The organism is Glutamicibacter sp. AGC46, assembly GCF_053543715.1.
Genome location: NZ_JBLVOJ010000011.1, coordinates 82,086 through 95,885, shown reverse-complemented (window position 1 = coordinate 95,885; position 13,800 = coordinate 82,086). Strand labels below are relative to the sequence as shown.

Annotated in this window: 13 protein-coding genes; 6 read left to right on the top strand and 7 right to left on the bottom strand. The window is 61.8% G+C overall.

All coding sequences use genetic code 11. From position 1 onward, the window contains the following. The first annotated feature begins 12 nt into the window (after positions 1-12). On the top strand, positions 13-639 hold the full coding sequence (locus ACNPM8_RS05550) for a GNAT family N-acetyltransferase (protein WP_105657088.1): 627 nt from the start codon (positions 13-15) through the stop codon (positions 637-639). Here the strand turns inward: ACNPM8_RS05550 and ACNPM8_RS05545 are convergent. From ACNPM8_RS05545 to dnaK, 4 genes are all read right to left on the bottom strand, one after another. Next, entirely contained in the window at positions 636-1,064 is a 429-nt protein-coding gene (locus ACNPM8_RS05545; protein WP_105656998.1) for a heat shock protein transcriptional repressor HspR, read from the bottom strand. The two genes, ACNPM8_RS05550 and ACNPM8_RS05545, sit on opposite strands and share 4 nt — an antisense overlap. Before the next feature lie 113 nt (positions 1,065-1,177). After that, the gene (locus tag ACNPM8_RS05540) at positions 1,178-2,152 is read right to left on the bottom strand and encodes a DnaJ C-terminal domain-containing protein (protein WP_105656999.1); all 975 of its coding nucleotides are present in this window, start codon (positions 2,150-2,152) and stop codon (positions 1,178-1,180) included. Between the two features lie 85 nt (positions 2,153-2,237). Continuing rightward, the gene (locus ACNPM8_RS05535; RefSeq protein WP_105657000.1) at positions 2,238-2,819 is read right to left on the bottom strand and encodes a nucleotide exchange factor GrpE; all 582 of its coding nucleotides are present in this window, start codon (positions 2,817-2,819) and stop codon (positions 2,238-2,240) included. A gap of 13 nt (positions 2,820-2,832) precedes the next feature. Next, on the bottom strand, positions 2,833-4,686 hold the full coding sequence (gene dnaK, locus ACNPM8_RS05530) for a molecular chaperone DnaK (RefSeq protein ID WP_105657001.1): 1,854 nt from the start codon (positions 4,684-4,686) through the stop codon (positions 2,833-2,835). Between the two features lie 249 nt (positions 4,687-4,935). On the opposite strand from dnaK, the gene ACNPM8_RS05525 reads away from it, so the two are divergent. After that, complete coding sequence (locus tag ACNPM8_RS05525; RefSeq protein WP_105657002.1) at positions 4,936-5,154, top strand: PLD nuclease N-terminal domain-containing protein; 219 nt, start codon at positions 4,936-4,938, stop codon at positions 5,152-5,154. A gap of 82 nt (positions 5,155-5,236) precedes the next feature. Here the strand turns inward: ACNPM8_RS05525 and ACNPM8_RS05520 are convergent, their stop codons facing one another. From ACNPM8_RS05520 to ACNPM8_RS05510, 3 genes are all read right to left on the bottom strand, one after another. Beyond that, positions 5,237-5,710, bottom strand: a complete 474-nt coding sequence (locus ACNPM8_RS05520; protein WP_105657003.1) for a small multi-drug export protein — start codon at positions 5,708-5,710, stop codon at positions 5,237-5,239. A 191-nt stretch (positions 5,711-5,901) separates the two neighbouring features. Next, complete coding sequence (locus tag ACNPM8_RS05515) at positions 5,902-7,443, bottom strand: DEAD/DEAH box helicase (RefSeq protein WP_133833560.1); 1,542 nt, start codon at positions 7,441-7,443, stop codon at positions 5,902-5,904. A gap of 305 nt (positions 7,444-7,748) precedes the next feature. Further along, positions 7,749-9,890, bottom strand: coding sequence for an MMPL family transporter (locus tag ACNPM8_RS05510; protein ID WP_448939437.1), 2,142 nt, complete (start codon positions 9,888-9,890; stop codon positions 7,749-7,751). Positions 9,891-10,019: 129 nt separating this feature from the next. Here ACNPM8_RS05510 and ACNPM8_RS05505 point away from each other — a divergent pair, with 129 nt between their 5' ends. The 4 genes from ACNPM8_RS05505 (at position 10,020) to ACNPM8_RS05490 (ending at position 13,797) form a co-directional block, all read left to right on the top strand. Beyond that, on the top strand, positions 10,020-10,532 hold the full coding sequence (locus tag ACNPM8_RS05505; protein ID WP_105657005.1) for a MarR family winged helix-turn-helix transcriptional regulator: 513 nt from the start codon (positions 10,020-10,022) through the stop codon (positions 10,530-10,532). After that, positions 10,529-11,152 (top strand): LysE family transporter, encoded by a 624-nt coding sequence (locus tag ACNPM8_RS05500; RefSeq protein WP_448939436.1) that lies wholly within the window; start codon positions 10,529-10,531, stop codon positions 11,150-11,152. The genes ACNPM8_RS05505 and ACNPM8_RS05500 overlap by 4 nt, the downstream gene beginning before the upstream one ends. Positions 11,153-11,291: 139 nt before the next feature. After that, positions 11,292-11,801: a low molecular weight protein-tyrosine-phosphatase gene (locus tag ACNPM8_RS05495; protein WP_105657007.1), complete on the top strand. Its 510-nt coding sequence runs from the start codon at positions 11,292-11,294 to the stop codon at positions 11,799-11,801. Then, positions 11,788-13,797 carry a chorismate-binding protein gene (locus ACNPM8_RS05490; RefSeq protein WP_426733724.1) on the top strand — a complete coding sequence of 670 codons (2,010 nt, stop codon included), beginning with the start codon at positions 11,788-11,790 and terminating at the stop codon, positions 13,795-13,797. The genes ACNPM8_RS05495 and ACNPM8_RS05490 overlap by 14 nt, the downstream gene beginning before the upstream one ends. Positions 13,798-13,800 lie beyond the last annotated feature (3 nt).

The following is a 13,800-nucleotide window of genomic DNA, read 5'->3' as shown; positions in this document are numbered from 1 at the left end:
AGGATGGATTCCATGGCCTCTTCTTCTGCGCAAAGTCTGCACTACGCCCAAGCTCCGAGAATGGACTATGCCGGGGTGCGGCTAGAACAATTGTCAATGGACCACGCCCCGGATCTGATCCAGCTCGCAGCCAACGGCCAGTTGGATGAAGCGTGGTTTGCCACCACTCCATCGGCCGAATCCATGCGCTTGGATATCCAGCGCCGCTTGGCATTGCAGGAAACTGGCGAGATGGCTCCCTTTGCGATCATCGACCTGTCCACCGGCAAAGCGGTGGGGGCCACGACTTACTTGAATATCGACGCGGCAAATCACCGCGTGGAAATCGGCTCAACGTTCCTGGCCATGCCAGCCCAAGGCACCGGGATCAATCCAGCTGCCAAGTTCATGCTGCTGCGCCGGGCTTTCGAGGAACTGGATTGCTATTCAGTGGCTTTCTGCACGCACTGGCACAATGCCGCTTCACGCGCCGCGATTGCACGGCTCGGCGCCAAGCAGGATGGCGTGCTGCGCAATCACAAATATGATCCAAAGAGCGGCACCCTGCGCGATACGGTGATGTTCTCAATACTCCCGCACGAATGGCCTGCCGTGCGCACCCAATTGGAAGCGCGCTTGGCCCGGCACGGACGGATCTAGCGTCCGATAGCGCGGCGCGCGGTAAACAGCGTCACGGTCGGTTCACGGCGTTCAGGGCGCATGCCCCTAGCCAACGAAACGATGTCGCCTCCAGCGGTGCCCGCAGCGAAGATGCGAGATTGGCCCTGGCGTACGGCGGAAAGTTCTTGGCGAAGCCCATTGACTTCGGTTTGCAGATAGGCGACTTGATCTTGCAGGTCCAGGATGCGCTTGATGCCCTCGAGCGAGACGCCTTCCTTGCTCAGGGCCTGCACCTGGCGCAACAGTGATACGTCGCGCTGCGAGTAGCGGCGTTGCTTTCCGCTCTGGCGGCTGGGCGAAACCAAACCAATGCGGTCATACTGGCGCAGCGTCTGCGGATGCATGTCTGCAAGTTGCGCGGCGACGGAAATGACGAAGACAGGTCGCAGGTACTCCCCGTTCACGTTGCTTCTACCACCTTTCTGCAAGGACCTTGGATTCGGTCCCTATTGCCTTCGAGTCTATCTTCCCTGCCCAGCCAATTCGATGACGGGGCAGGGAAGACAGCCTATTGGGTTCAGAGCTTGGCTTTGGCAGCCAAATCCACTCGTGGATCCTCGCCCTCGGTGGCTGATGCGAAGTCCTCCACGGCCTTCTTTGCAGCATCCGAGAGGTTCTGCGGAATCGCGACATCCAGGACGATCAGCAGATCGCCGGTGGCCTTGGAGGTCTTCACGCCGCGGCCCTTCAGACGCAAGGTGCGCCCGGAGTTGGATCCAGCGGGAACCTTCACCGCAACGGAATCCCCGTCCAGGGTCGGTACGTGGATCTTTGCTCCAAGCACCGCTTCAGCGAAGGTCACCGGCACGTGGATGCGGATGTTGTTCTCTTCGCGCTTGAAGAACGGGTGCTCGCTGACCTTGACCTTGACCAGCAGGTCGCCGTTGCCGGCAGCACCAGGCTGGCCCTTGCCGCGCACGCGCACCGACTGGCCATCCTTGATGCCCGCCGGTATGCGCACGTCAATGACCTCGCCATTCTGCTCGCGCAGGCCAATGGTGGTGCCCTTAATTGATCCGGAGAAGGAAATCGTGGTGCTCGCCGTGCGGTCAGCACCCTTGCGCGGTGGTGCGCTCTGGCCGAAGCCGCCGCCACCGAAACCGCCGCCACCACCGAAGAGGTCGGAGAAGTCCGGCTGCCCGCCGCGGCCACGTGGGCCCGCTCCGCCGCCTCCGAAGAGGTTGGAGAAGATGTCCTCGAAGCCGGCTTGCCCGCCGGGGCCGCCCGGTCCGCCACCAGCAGAGAATCGCGCTCCGCCGCCCATGGCGCGGATCGCGTCGTACTGCTCGCGCTCTTCCTTGTCCGAAAGCACCGAGTTGGCTTCGGAGATGTCCTTGAATTTCTTTTCAGCGGCCGCATCACCCTGGTTGGTATCCGGGTGGTACTTGCGCGCAAGCTTGCGGTACGCCTTCTTGATGTCCGCCTCGCTGGCGTCCTTGGAGACGCCCAGAATGGCGTAAAAGTCTTTTTCGATCCAGTCCTGACTTGCCATCAGGGCCCCATCCTTTCAGTGCCAATTCGACACTGCCCACTGTCGAAGACTCGGCAGTGGGCAGTATCGATTGTGCTATTCGTGGCTATTCGCCGGTTGCTACCAGCACCTGAGCTGCACGCAGGATGATGGTTCCCTTGCGGTAACCGGTGCGCAGCACCTGTCCCACGTGGTCGGCTGGAATCTCGTCAACAGCCTGGCGAAGCAGGGCTTCGTGGATGTTCGGGTCGAATTCCACGCCGGCCTCGTTGATGCGCTCCAGGCCATGCTGAGCCAGAATTCCATCCAGCTTGTTGGCGATCGATGCGAACGGGCCGTCGGCGAGGTCGCCGTGGGCTCGCGCCGCATCGATGTCGTCAAGCACCGGAAGCAGGGTGTTGAGCACGGACTGCACGGCGTTTTCACGCGCTACGGCCCGGTCGCGTTCCACGCGCTTGCGGTAGTTGACGTATTCGGCCTGCAGGCGCAGCAGGTCGTTGCGCAGTTCGGTTTCCACCGCACCGGCCTCTTCCGGCTGCGCCGAATCGGCTTCAGCGCCAGCAGCAGCTTCGTTCAGGATCGCCTCGGCCTGACCCAGGGCGTCAGCGGTTGGCTGCTCGTTGGCGGCCTCTGGCTGGTTCTCCGGCTCCTGGCCGGAGTTCTCGTTCTGGTCCTTTGCCTCGGACATATTCCTAAACTCCTTACTTCTTGTCGGCTTCGTCTTCGTCGATGACCTCGGCGTCGACGATGTCTTCATCAGCGTTCGGTGCCTGCTCGCCCTCAGGAGCCTGGGCGCCCTCGGCCTGCGCGTTGGCGTAGATTGCCTCGCCCAGCTTGGTCTGCGATGCCTGCAGCTTCTCGAACGCGGCCTTGACCTCGTCGTCGTTGTCCTGCTTCTCCAGGGCAGCCTTCAGGGCGTCGACGTCAGCCTGGACCTCGGTCTTGACCTCTTCAGGCAGCTTGTCTTCGTTGTCCTTGATCAGCTTGTCTACGGAGTAGGCAGCCTGCTCAGCGGCGTTACGGGTCTCAGCGGCCTCGCGGCGTGCCTTGTCTTCTTCGGCGTGTGCTTCAGCTTCCTGGACCATGCGCTCGATGTCTTCCTTGGACAGCGAGGAACCACCGGTGATGGTCATCGACTGCTCGGTGCCGGTGCCCTTGTCCTTGGCGGATACGTGCACGATGCCGTTGGCGTCGATGTCGAAGGTGACCTCAACCTGCGGGATGCCGCGAGGAGCCGGTGCGATACCGGTCAGCTCGAAGGTGCCCAGCGCCTTGTTGTCGCGGGTGAACTCGCGCTCGCCCTGGAAGACCTGGATGGATACCGAAGGCTGGTTGTCCTCGGCGGTGGTGAAGGTCTCCGAACGCTTGGTCGGGATCGCGGTGTTGCGCTCGATCAGCTTGGTCATCACGCCGCCCTTGGTCTCGATACCCAAGGACAGTGGGGTGACGTCGATGAGCAGAACGTCCTTGCGCTCGCCCTTCAGCACGCCTGCCTGCAGCGCTGCGCCCACGGCGACAACCTCATCTGGGTTCACGCCCTTGTTCGCTTCCTTGCCGGCCAGGTCCTTGACCAGTTCGGCAACGGCTGGCATGCGGGTGGAACCGCCAACCAGGATCACGTGGGCGATGTCCGAAACCTTGACGCCTGCCTCGGCGATGACGTCGTTGAATGGCTTGCGGGTGCGCTCCAGCAGGTCCTTGGTCAGGTCCTGGAACTTGGCACGCGAGAGGTGCTCGTCCAGGTGCACTGGGCCTTCCGGGGTCACCGAGAGGTACTGCAGCGAGATGTTGGTGCTGGTAGCCGAGGACAGTTCCTTCTTGGCCTGCTCAGCAGATTCCTTCAGGCGCTGCAGCGCGATCTTGTCCTTGGACAGGTCCGCGCCCTTGGCCTTGGCCTGGGCCAGCAGCCAATCCACGATGCGCTGATCCCAGTCGTCGCCGCCCAGGCGGTTATCGCCTGCGGTAGAGCGGACCTGGATGGTCGAGAAGCCGTCGTCGTCCTTGCCGACTTCCAGCAGGGAAACGTCGAAGGTGCCGCCACCGAGGTCGAAGACCAGGATGAGCTCGTCTTCCTGGCCCTTTTCCAGGCCGTAAGCCAGCGCAGCTGCGGTTGGCTCGTTGACGATGCGCAGGACGTTCAGGCCGGCGATCTCGCCAGCTTCCTTGGTGGCCTGGCGCTCTGCGTCGTTGAAGTATGCAGGAACGGTGATCACCGCGTCGGTGACCTTCTCGCCCAGGTACGACTCAGCGTCGTTCTTCAGCTTCATCAGGGTACGAGCCGAGATTTCCTGAGCGGTGTACTTCTTCTCGTCAACGTCAATGGTCCAGTCGGTACCCATGTGACGCTTGACCGATGCGATGGTGCGGTCGATGTTGTTGACGGCCTGGCGCTTGGCGATATCGCCAACCAGGACTTCGCCGCTCTTCGAGAAAGCAACGATCGACGGGGTAGTGCGGTTGCCTTCCGCGTTTGCGATAACGGTTGGCTCACCACCTTCGAGCACGGAAACGACGGAGTTGGTGGTTCCTAGGTCGATACCTACGGCACGCGACATAATGGCTCTCCTTTGCCTTGGTTGAAAGTACTAACGCTGAGGACATTTATCCTCATTGAGCGTTCTGCACTCAAGTTTACTCAGCCACTTTCGGCTGTCAAATCAACTTGAGCGAAGGTGACTCAACTTTGCGTTCTGCTCATTTCAACTGCGGTGGTGAGAGAATAATTCCCGTCCTGAAAAAATTTTTCATTCATCCGCTTTCAACGCTTCCAGCGGGCGGGAAAAGCGGCAGCTAGGAGCCACCTCATGGAAACGAAGCGCAAGTTCCAGGATCTGCCACCGGGCGGAAAGATCGCGGTCGCCTCTGCGGCAATTGCCGAGCTGACCTTGATGGTTGCGGCACTGCGGGATTTGTACAAGCGCCCTGCCGAACAAGTCAAGGGTCCAAAGCCGGCATGGGCAGCGGCCAGCATGATCAATTTCCTTGGCCCCATCGCCTATTTTGCTTTTGGACGCCGCAAGTAATCCCTTGGCATTCCATAGCCACTGGAAAGCAAGCCGTCCTCGTTGGTTCGAGGACGGCTTGTTCGCTTTCAGCGAGTTCCGGTTAGCCCATCAGGCTAATTCCCCGGGCAGCCAGAACGCCAAACGCGGTGCCCCACAAGATAATCGAGATGATCTGCCAGATGATCACCTTCTGCTTATTGGCGCCGAAGGAGACCAAGGCAGCCGAGGTCACCTGCGAAGGCAGGATGGTCTGCCCCAGAAGGCTCACCCCGGCAATGCCGTATTTATCGAAAGCTCGGCGCAGCTTCTCGAACTTGCGTTCCTTCTTCTCCGAGTCCTTGCCCTTGCGAACCTTGTTGCGCACGGCGTGGGCGCTGTTGACGAACAACAGCATGGAAATCACGTTGCCGATCACGGCGGTGGCGATGGCAGCAACCACCGGAACACCGATGACCACGCCAATGGCCGAACCAAAGTAGGACTCGATCAGCGGAATGGCAGCTAGCAAAGCAACAGCCAAGAACTGTAGCGGTTCTGGGAAGGACGCGGCGAAGTTCTGCAGGGATTCAATCATGGCTGGTGCTCCTGAAGCGGTGAAGGTTAATCGGCGACTCGTTGCTTCAATCCTATGTATCGCCTAGTCGAGGAGGGATCAATCAGCGGAGCTAAACTTTTGACGCGCAATTTCCCGGGTATAACGCAAAACTCCCCCGCATCCATTGGGATGGATGCGAGGGAGTACTCCGCAAGGATTAGTGCCAGCGCCTAGTTGCCACGACCAGCTGGGCTCGATGCGCGACGCGGGCCACGCGAACGGCCACCGGTTGCACCGCCAGCGGCATTGCGGCCGCCGGTTCGCGGTGAGCGCGAAGGGCTCGACGGGCGTTCAGCGTTGGCACCTCGTGCGCCGCGGGCTGGACGGTCGGAGTTCGCACCGCGGGCGCTGCGCGCTGGACGCTCGCCCTGGCTAGCGCCGTCACGTTCCGTACGGCGGCGTTCGCCGCCACGGCCCTGGGCTTCGGCAGCTGGCTTGGCGCCACGCGCCGGGCGCTGGCCGCGGCCACCGCGGCCGGCACCTTCACCGGCAGGCTTGCTCTTGGCAGGATTGCGCTTCTGCTGAACCGGAGCAACGTAGGCAACCGGCTCGGCAACTTCGCCGACGACCTTGGCCACAACCGGAGAATTCAGGTTGACCTTTTCGAAAGGCACCTTCAGTCCGGCCTGCTTCAGCAAAGTCGAAACGTCGCCCTGCTGATCAGGGGTGCAGATGGTCACTACAGTTCCATCCGAACCCGCACGTGCGGTACGGCCGGAGCGGTGGGTGTAGGCCTTGTGCTCTGCTGGTGGATCAACGTGGACAACCAGCTCCACACCATCAACGTGCACGCCACGAGCGGCTACGTCGGTGGCGACAAGAACCTTCGCCTCGCCTGAAGCAAAAGCAGCAAGGTTGCGGTCACGGGCATTCTGCGAGAGGTTACCGTGCAGGTCTACCGCCGGAACGCCAGCCTTGGACAGGGTGAGCGCCATCTTCTTGGCGTGGTGCTTGGTGCGCATGAACATGATGCGACGGGCAGTGCCCTGGGCCAGAACGCGGATCAGGTCCTTCTTATCATCGTTGCCGATGACGAAGACGTGGTGCTCCATGGTGTTCACAGCGGCCTTGGGTGCATCCACCGAGTGAATGGTCGGGTTGCTCAGGTAGCGCTTGACCACCTTGTCCACACCGTTGTCCAAGGTAGCGGAGAACAGCATGTGCTGGATGCCGGTTGGCATGCGGTCCATGATGCGGCGAACTACAGGCAGGAAGCCCATGTCGGCCATGTGGTCGGCTTCATCCAGCACGGAGATTTCCAGCTGGGACAGGTCCACGACCTTCTGCTTGATCAGGTCATCCAGGCGGCCCGGGCAGGCGATGACAATGTCCACGCCCTCGTTCATGGCCTTTTCCTGGCGGCTCTGGGCCACGCCACCGTAGATCACGGTGGTACGCAGGCCTGCGGCCTTTGCCAGGGGGTCAACGGTCTTGGCAATCTGGGTCGCCAGTTCACGGGTTGGAGCCATGATCAGCGCGCGTGGGAAACGGGCCTTGCGGCGCTGTGGGCGATCTGCCAGCCGGGCTACCAGGGGCAGCGAGAAGGCCAAAGTCTTGCCGGAGCCGGTCTGGCCGCGGCCCAGGACGTCGCCGCCGGCCAAGGTCGAAGGCAAGGTGGCTTCCTGGATCGGGAAAGCGGCTTCGATTCCGCTGGCAGCAAGGACCTTCGACAGGTATTCGGGCACGCCGAGGGCGCTAAAAGTTACGGACATATTCAAACTTTCTCTCTGATTCGCACGCCTGCTTCAGGCGTTGGGTTTCGCCGAGCCAGGAGGAAGTCCGCAACATGCAAGGCCAAGGAAGGCCTGCTGCCAAAAGTGGACCGGCGGAGGTTTTCCGGGCGATTCACAGGAGGGAAATCTAAACTGTCGACGCATGCGCCACAGAATTTTCCGGTGACGCACAAGTATCCATACTACAGTGCGAAAGCGGGGCCCGTCTGTGAGCGGCCCCGCTTTGCACTGCTGCCCCGGGAGACGTTCACCACTAGGGCTCCCGGGACAGGCCGCCGCGCTGCCTAATTCAGCTCGAATTCCTTCTTCGCCAATTTCGAGGGCCACCAGACCTTTGGTCCGATTTCTTCGACCAGCGCCGGCACCAGCAGGCTTCGCACGACGAAGGTATCCAAGAGCACCCCGAAGGCCACGATGAAGCCCAACTGGCCCAGGAACATGATTGGCACCACACCCAGTGCGGCGAAGGTAGCGGCAAGCACCACGCCGGCGGAGGTAATCACGCCGCCGGTGACCTTCAAGCCCACCCGCATGCCCTCACGGGTTCCGCGCTTCAAGGATTCCTCGCGCACACGGGTCATCAAGAAGATGTTGTAGTCAACGCCCAGCGCCACCAGGAAGACAAAGCCGAACAGCGGTACGGATGGATCGGCACCCACGTAGCCGAAGACATTGTTGAAGACCAGCGCACTGACACCCATCGCCGTGCCGTAGGACAGTACGGTGGTCAGGATCAGCAGCACCGGAGCCAGAATGGAACGCAGCAGCAGCATCAAGATCAGCAAGATGGCCAGGAGGGTAATCGGAATGATCTTGAACAGATCCGCGATGGCCGTCTCATTGGTATCGAGCTGGGTCGCAGTGGTGCCGCCGCCCAGCGCGGCGGCCTCGACCGCATGCAGCTGCTCGCGCAGCTCGACCACGGTCTGCTTGGCGGCATCCGAGTCGGCCGCATCGGCCAGCGTCACCGACATCAGGTTGCGGCCTTCGACGCTCATTGGCTCGGCCCCGCGGGCGGCCATGGCCGGTCCGCCGTCTTCAGCCTGCAAGTAGGCCGAATCCACGCCGGTGACATCAAGGGCCTTTTCCAGGGCCGTCTGCGCTTCGGCTTCATCGACAATCACCGTGGCCGGGGATCCCGAGCCGCCAGGGAAGTGCTCGCCCAGGGCGATCTGCCCGTCACGCGACTCCGAACCGCCTACCACCAGCTCGCTCTGCGGCACGCCATGGGCCTTGAGCTGGGTCATGCCCAGCGCTCCCACGGCGAGCACCAGAGCGGTGATGATCCAGATCGGGCGCGGATGGCTGGCAACGAACCGCGCAATGCGGCCCCACAGGCCTTCCTTCTCCTGGCCTTGGGCGTCCACGGCCACCGGCTTGGGCGGGAAGGGCCAGTAAGCGGCCCGTCCCAGCAAGCCGAGCACCGCCGGCAGGAACGTCAACGCGGCAACGATCGAGAAGATGATGCCCGAGGCGCCAATGGGTCCCAGTGCCTTATTGGAGTTCAGATCGGAGAACAGCAGGCACAGCAGGCCCACCGTCACGGTGCCGCCCGAAGCGACAATCGGTTCCAGCGAGCCTTTCCATGCGGAAGCCACGGCCTGCCACTTGTCCTGGCCGGCCATGAGCGCTTCCTTGTGCCTGGCCACGAACAGCAGCGAGTAGTCGGTAGCCGCACCGATGACCAGGATGGACAAGATGCCCTGGGCCTGGCCGTCGAGCCGGATCCAGCCTTCGGATGCCATGAAGTACACCGCGACAATTGCCGCGCACAGCGCGACGACCGAGGTGAGCAGCACCGTGAAGGGAAGCAGGATCGAACGGTAGACCAGCAGCAGGATCACCAGCACAGCTACCAGGGCCACGCCCAGCAGCACGCCGTCGATGCCGCCGAAGGCCTCGACCAGGTCGGCGCTGAAGCCTGCCGGCCCGGTGACATAGGCGGTGGTGCCCTCGGGCTTCTCGGCAGCCAGGAGCGCCCGCAGCTCTTCGACTCCGGTATCGGCCTCCACCTCGCCGGAGACCGGAACGATGAATTCAGCGGCCTTGCCGTCTTCGGAGAGGAAGGGCCCGGTGATCTGCCCGTCCAGATGCGTGAAGTCCTTCAGCGCCTCGCCGATCCCTCCAGCAGTTTCCTTGCTGACCTCGCCATCGCTGGTGAGCAGGACCACGGCTGGGATTGCTTCGGTGGAGCGGAATTTGTTCTGCCATTCCAGGGCTTCGGTTGCTTCGGCGGTGGCCGGGAGGAAGGAGGTCTGGTCGTTGGTCTGGACCTCGGAAAGCTTGCCGAAGGTCGGGCCGCCGATTCCGGCTACACCCAGCCAGAGGATGATCAGCAGGGCGTAGATTCCTGCCCTGATGCCGATACCCTTCTTGTCCAATCGCTTCTTGCCCGATGGCTGGTCGGTTTTCGCTACATGCGCCACTGATCCGTCCTCACTCGTGATTGCTGGCGGTGGATCAAAGGGCGATCCGAATGCCATACTACAAGACTTACTTCCATCGTAGAAATACTTCCCAGGCTATTAAATGCTTTTCCGACTAGGATTGCGCCTATGAGCGCAAGAGAACAGCACAATTTGGTCATGCTCCTGCAGGAATTCGGCCAAGCCTCGGACCGCTACGTTGAGTCCACCGGAGCACTTTACGCAACGCACCGCACGGATATGAATGCGCTGTCAATCATCATGAAATACGAGCAGCGCAGCCTTCTGCCTTCCCCGCGCGACCTGAGCCGCGACCTGCAACTGAGTTCTCCGGCTACCACCGCCATGCTCGACCGCCTGGAAAAACTGGGAATGATCGAGCGCCAGCGCTCGGACCGGGATCGCCGTGTCATCCGCATCGCCATGACACCCAAAGCCCGCGGCAAGGGCATGGAAATGTTCATGCCGCTAGGTGCCAAAATGCGGGAAGTGATCAGCCACTACGACGAACAGCAGCTGCAGGTCATAGCCCGCTTCATGGCAGAAGCCGTCGCCGGCGTGGACAGCGCGCGCGAAGAAGTCGTAACACAGCGGGCAACGAAACCAGCCAAGAGCGCGACGGACACTAGCCTTAAGCAGTGACCCTTTCACTCTGGATATCCCTTCTCAGCGCCTGCATCGTCATCAGCTTCACCCCCGGCGCCGGAGCCATCAACACGATGAGCAATTCGATGCGCCAAGGCTGGCGTGCTTCCATTTGGGGCGTGCTCGGGCAGCAGATCGCCTTGCTGATCCATGTGGTGATCGTTGCCGCCGGAGTCGGTTTGCTCGTGGCCAGCTCGCCGTTGCTGTTCGCCATCATCCGCTACGCAGGCGCTGCCTATCTGGTGTATCTCGGTATCCGCATGCTGCTCTCCAAGCCGGAGGTCGCCTCCGATGGAACCAGCACCGGGCACCGCCTGACCCGCTGGTCCATGCTCAACCGGGGCATCCTGGTCAACCTGCTCAATCCGAAGGCCATCGTCTTCTTCTTGGCTTTCACCCCGCAGTTCATCCGCACCGATCAGCCGCTCCTGGCCCAATACGCCATCTTCATCGGCACGGTCATCGTGGTGGACATCGCGGTGATGTTCTTCTTCTTTGCCGGCACGGCCCGCCCCTTCCAGCGCTTCACCGCGACCTACCGCGGCGCCAAGCTGCTGAACATCCTCTTCGGCGTACTGTTCATCCTGGTCGCCGCGCTCCTGCTGCTCATGCACTAGCATTTTCGCCCCGCTCTTGCCGCAGAACTCCTAGCCGTGAACCGATTCCCGGGCCAATTTCCGAATCGTTGCCGATTTGTTGCCGGGAAACGGGCGCGTAGCTATCGATCGAATCGCCTTGTGCCCATAGACTGATGCCATGTTCCGGATAATGATCGTGTGCACGGGAAATATTTGCCGTTCGCCTATGGCCGAGTACATGCTCAAGAATGCGCTCAAGGATGCCGAGGTCTCGCAGGTCGAGGTCATATCGCGAGCCATCACCGATGGTGAAGTCGGCAAGCGCATCGATGAGCGTGCTGCCAGTACTCTGCGCAGCCATGGACTTGATGCATCTGAGCACATTGCCGCCCAGATCGACTCGGACGAAATCGCCAAGATGGATCTCGTACTGGCGATGGACACCGACCACTTCGAGGAACTCGTTCCCGAATTGGCCGAAATCGATCCGAGCGAACGTCCGCAACTGCGGATGTTCCGTTCCTTTGATCCGGGAACCGCGAGCTCCCCGCACGACCAGCAGGGCATCTATGACCCCTGGTACGGTGATGCCGGAGACTTCCGCGAGACCTGGAAACTCATTTCTGCTTCCCTGCCTGCCCTTGTAGATTACGTGCGGAGTAACATCGCCTCTCGTGGAAACCGCTAGACCAACGCTGATTGCCATTGACGGGCGTTCCGGATCCGGCAAAAGCACCTTTGCAACAGACCTAGCGAAATACCTGGAAGCCACCGCCTCCGTAGCTATTTTGCGCCTTGAAGAGCTCTACCACGGTTGGGACGGGCTGCACCGGTCCTTCGATCTCTACCACCGGATCCTGCCTCAGCTCGCAGCAGGCAACACGATCACCTACCCCACCTGGGATTGGGCCGCGGGTGCCCTTGGCGCATCCAAGAACTTCACTCCGGCCGAGGTAGTGATCATCGAAGGCGTAGGAGCGATCCATTCCGACGCCCGAGAATTCCTCGATATCGGGATCTGGCTGGAAGCACCCGAAAGCTTCCGCCGCGATCGGGCGCTGGCACGCGATGGACAGGCCTACCGTCCGTACTGGCAGATGTGGGCCGAACAAGAGGAACGGTACCTGCTGGCCCATCAGCCGCACGCCGCAGCAACCCTGATCATTGATGCCGCTGGCGACCACGACCCCATCGAGATCTGGGCGCGTTCCTGCCGCTACCTGCCGGCCATGATGCGCCAGCTTTGCCTCCGCTCCAACCAGTCCCCCACTGCCCCAACCTTCCGCCAGAGCTACGAGGCGCCAGCCGATACGGCGTCACTCTTCGAGGAACTGGCCCGGTCCCTTCCGCATGCCGCACTACTGGAATCAACAAGCCATAAGCTTAGCGACCCGTTGGGACGCAACCGCTATTCGTTGATCGCGCTTTCGGCGGCAGAACAGCCCCCGGTACTGAGCGCCACCAGCCACGGCACCACCGTCAGCTTGCCCGGAGCGCAAGTACGGCTGGGCGAGGATTTCTTCCGCGCGCTGGCAGGCCTCTGGCCTGCCGGAACCACCGCTAAAGTCGGCTACCCGCTGCCGGCATGGGTGGGGTACCTCGGTTATGAGCTCAAGCGCGAGCTCGGCGCCGCGGATCTGCAGGCAGTGGTTGAACCCGGGCGGGTGCGCCCCGATGCCCAGTTCTTTGCGCCGGATACCGTGGTGGTCATTGACCATCAAGAAGGCCAGATGCATCTGCACAGCATTAGCGAACCGGCAGCAGCGCTGAGCATCCGGTTGGGCAATCCTCCAGAACTGCGCGCCCACCACCCGTTGCCTATCCCGCAGTTCAGCTGCGCGGATACCGAAGCCGGCTACAAGCAGAAGATACGCCAGGCCCAACGCGAGATCTATGAAGGCAACACCTACGAAGTTTGCCTGACTACCGAACTGACGGCCCATGCCGAACTGTTCGATCCGTTCGAGGCCTACTGCCGGATGCGCCGCTCCAGCCCTGCACCGTTTGCCCACTACCTGCGTTTCACTGATCTCCAAATCGCCAGCATTTCACCGGAACGGTTCCTCGCGCTGTCCAAGGACGGGCAGTTGCGGGCCGAGCCGATCAAGGGCACCCGGCCGCGTGGCGAAAATGAAGAATCAGATCTCGCGTTGAAGCATGATCTGGCCACCCATCCCAAGGACCGGGCCGAGAACATCATGATCGTTGACCTGTTGCGCAACGACCTGTCGCACCATGCGGTTCCCGGGTCGGTGAAGGTTGCCCGGCTGTGCGCGGTGGAAACCTACGCGACAGTGCACCAGATGGTCTCCACCATCGACGCCACGCTATCCGCCCCGCAGCTGGCCGCCGAAGCCCTGCGCGAAGCTTTCCCGCCGGGCTCCATGACCGGTGCACCGAAGCTGTCCACGATGAGCATCTTGGATGAGCTCGAAGAGCACCGTGCCCGCGGCCTGTACTCCGGGGCCGTGGGGTATCTGGGTGCTGATGGTGCCGCCGATTTCTCCGTGGTGATCCGAACCCTGGTGTGCGACCGGCTAGCTGACCAGTCATGGCGGTTGAGCCTGGGCCTTGGCGGGGCAATCACCGCTGATTCGGTGCCCGCTGAAGAGTGGGACGAGGTCATCACCAAATCCCGCGGCGTGCTTCAAGCACTGGGCGCCAGTTTCCCGCAAGACACTTAAGCC

What these genes read in the sequence shown, in the direction of transcription:
- ACNPM8_RS05515 (WP_133833560.1), bottom strand. Translation starts at nt 7,443, where the DNA reads ATGTCCGTAACTTTTAGCGCCCTCGGCGTGCCCGAATACCTGTCGAAG.
- ACNPM8_RS05505 (WP_105657005.1), top strand. Translation starts at nt 10,020, where the DNA reads ATGAGCGCAAGAGAACAGCACAATTTGGTCATGCTCCTGCAGGAATTC.
- ACNPM8_RS05520 (WP_105657003.1), bottom strand. Translation starts at nt 5,710, where the DNA reads ATGATTGAATCCCTGCAGAACTTCGCCGCGTCCTTCCCAGAACCGCTA.
- ACNPM8_RS05540 (WP_105656999.1), bottom strand. Translation starts at nt 2,152, where the DNA reads ATGGCAAGTCAGGACTGGATCGAAAAAGACTTTTACGCCATTCTGGGC.
- ACNPM8_RS05535 (WP_105657000.1), bottom strand. Translation starts at nt 2,819, where the DNA reads ATGTCCGAGGCAAAGGACCAGAACGAGAACTCCGGCCAGGAGCCGGAG.
- ACNPM8_RS05495 (WP_105657007.1), top strand. Translation starts at nt 11,292, where the DNA reads ATGTTCCGGATAATGATCGTGTGCACGGGAAATATTTGCCGTTCGCCT.
- ACNPM8_RS05525 (WP_105657002.1), top strand. Translation starts at nt 4,936, where the DNA reads ATGGAAACGAAGCGCAAGTTCCAGGATCTGCCACCGGGCGGAAAGATC.
- dnaK (WP_105657001.1), bottom strand. Translation starts at nt 4,686, where the DNA reads ATGTCGCGTGCCGTAGGTATCGACCTAGGAACCACCAACTCCGTCGTT.
- ACNPM8_RS05550 (WP_105657088.1), top strand. Translation starts at nt 13, where the DNA reads ATGGCCTCTTCTTCTGCGCAAAGTCTGCACTACGCCCAAGCTCCGAGA.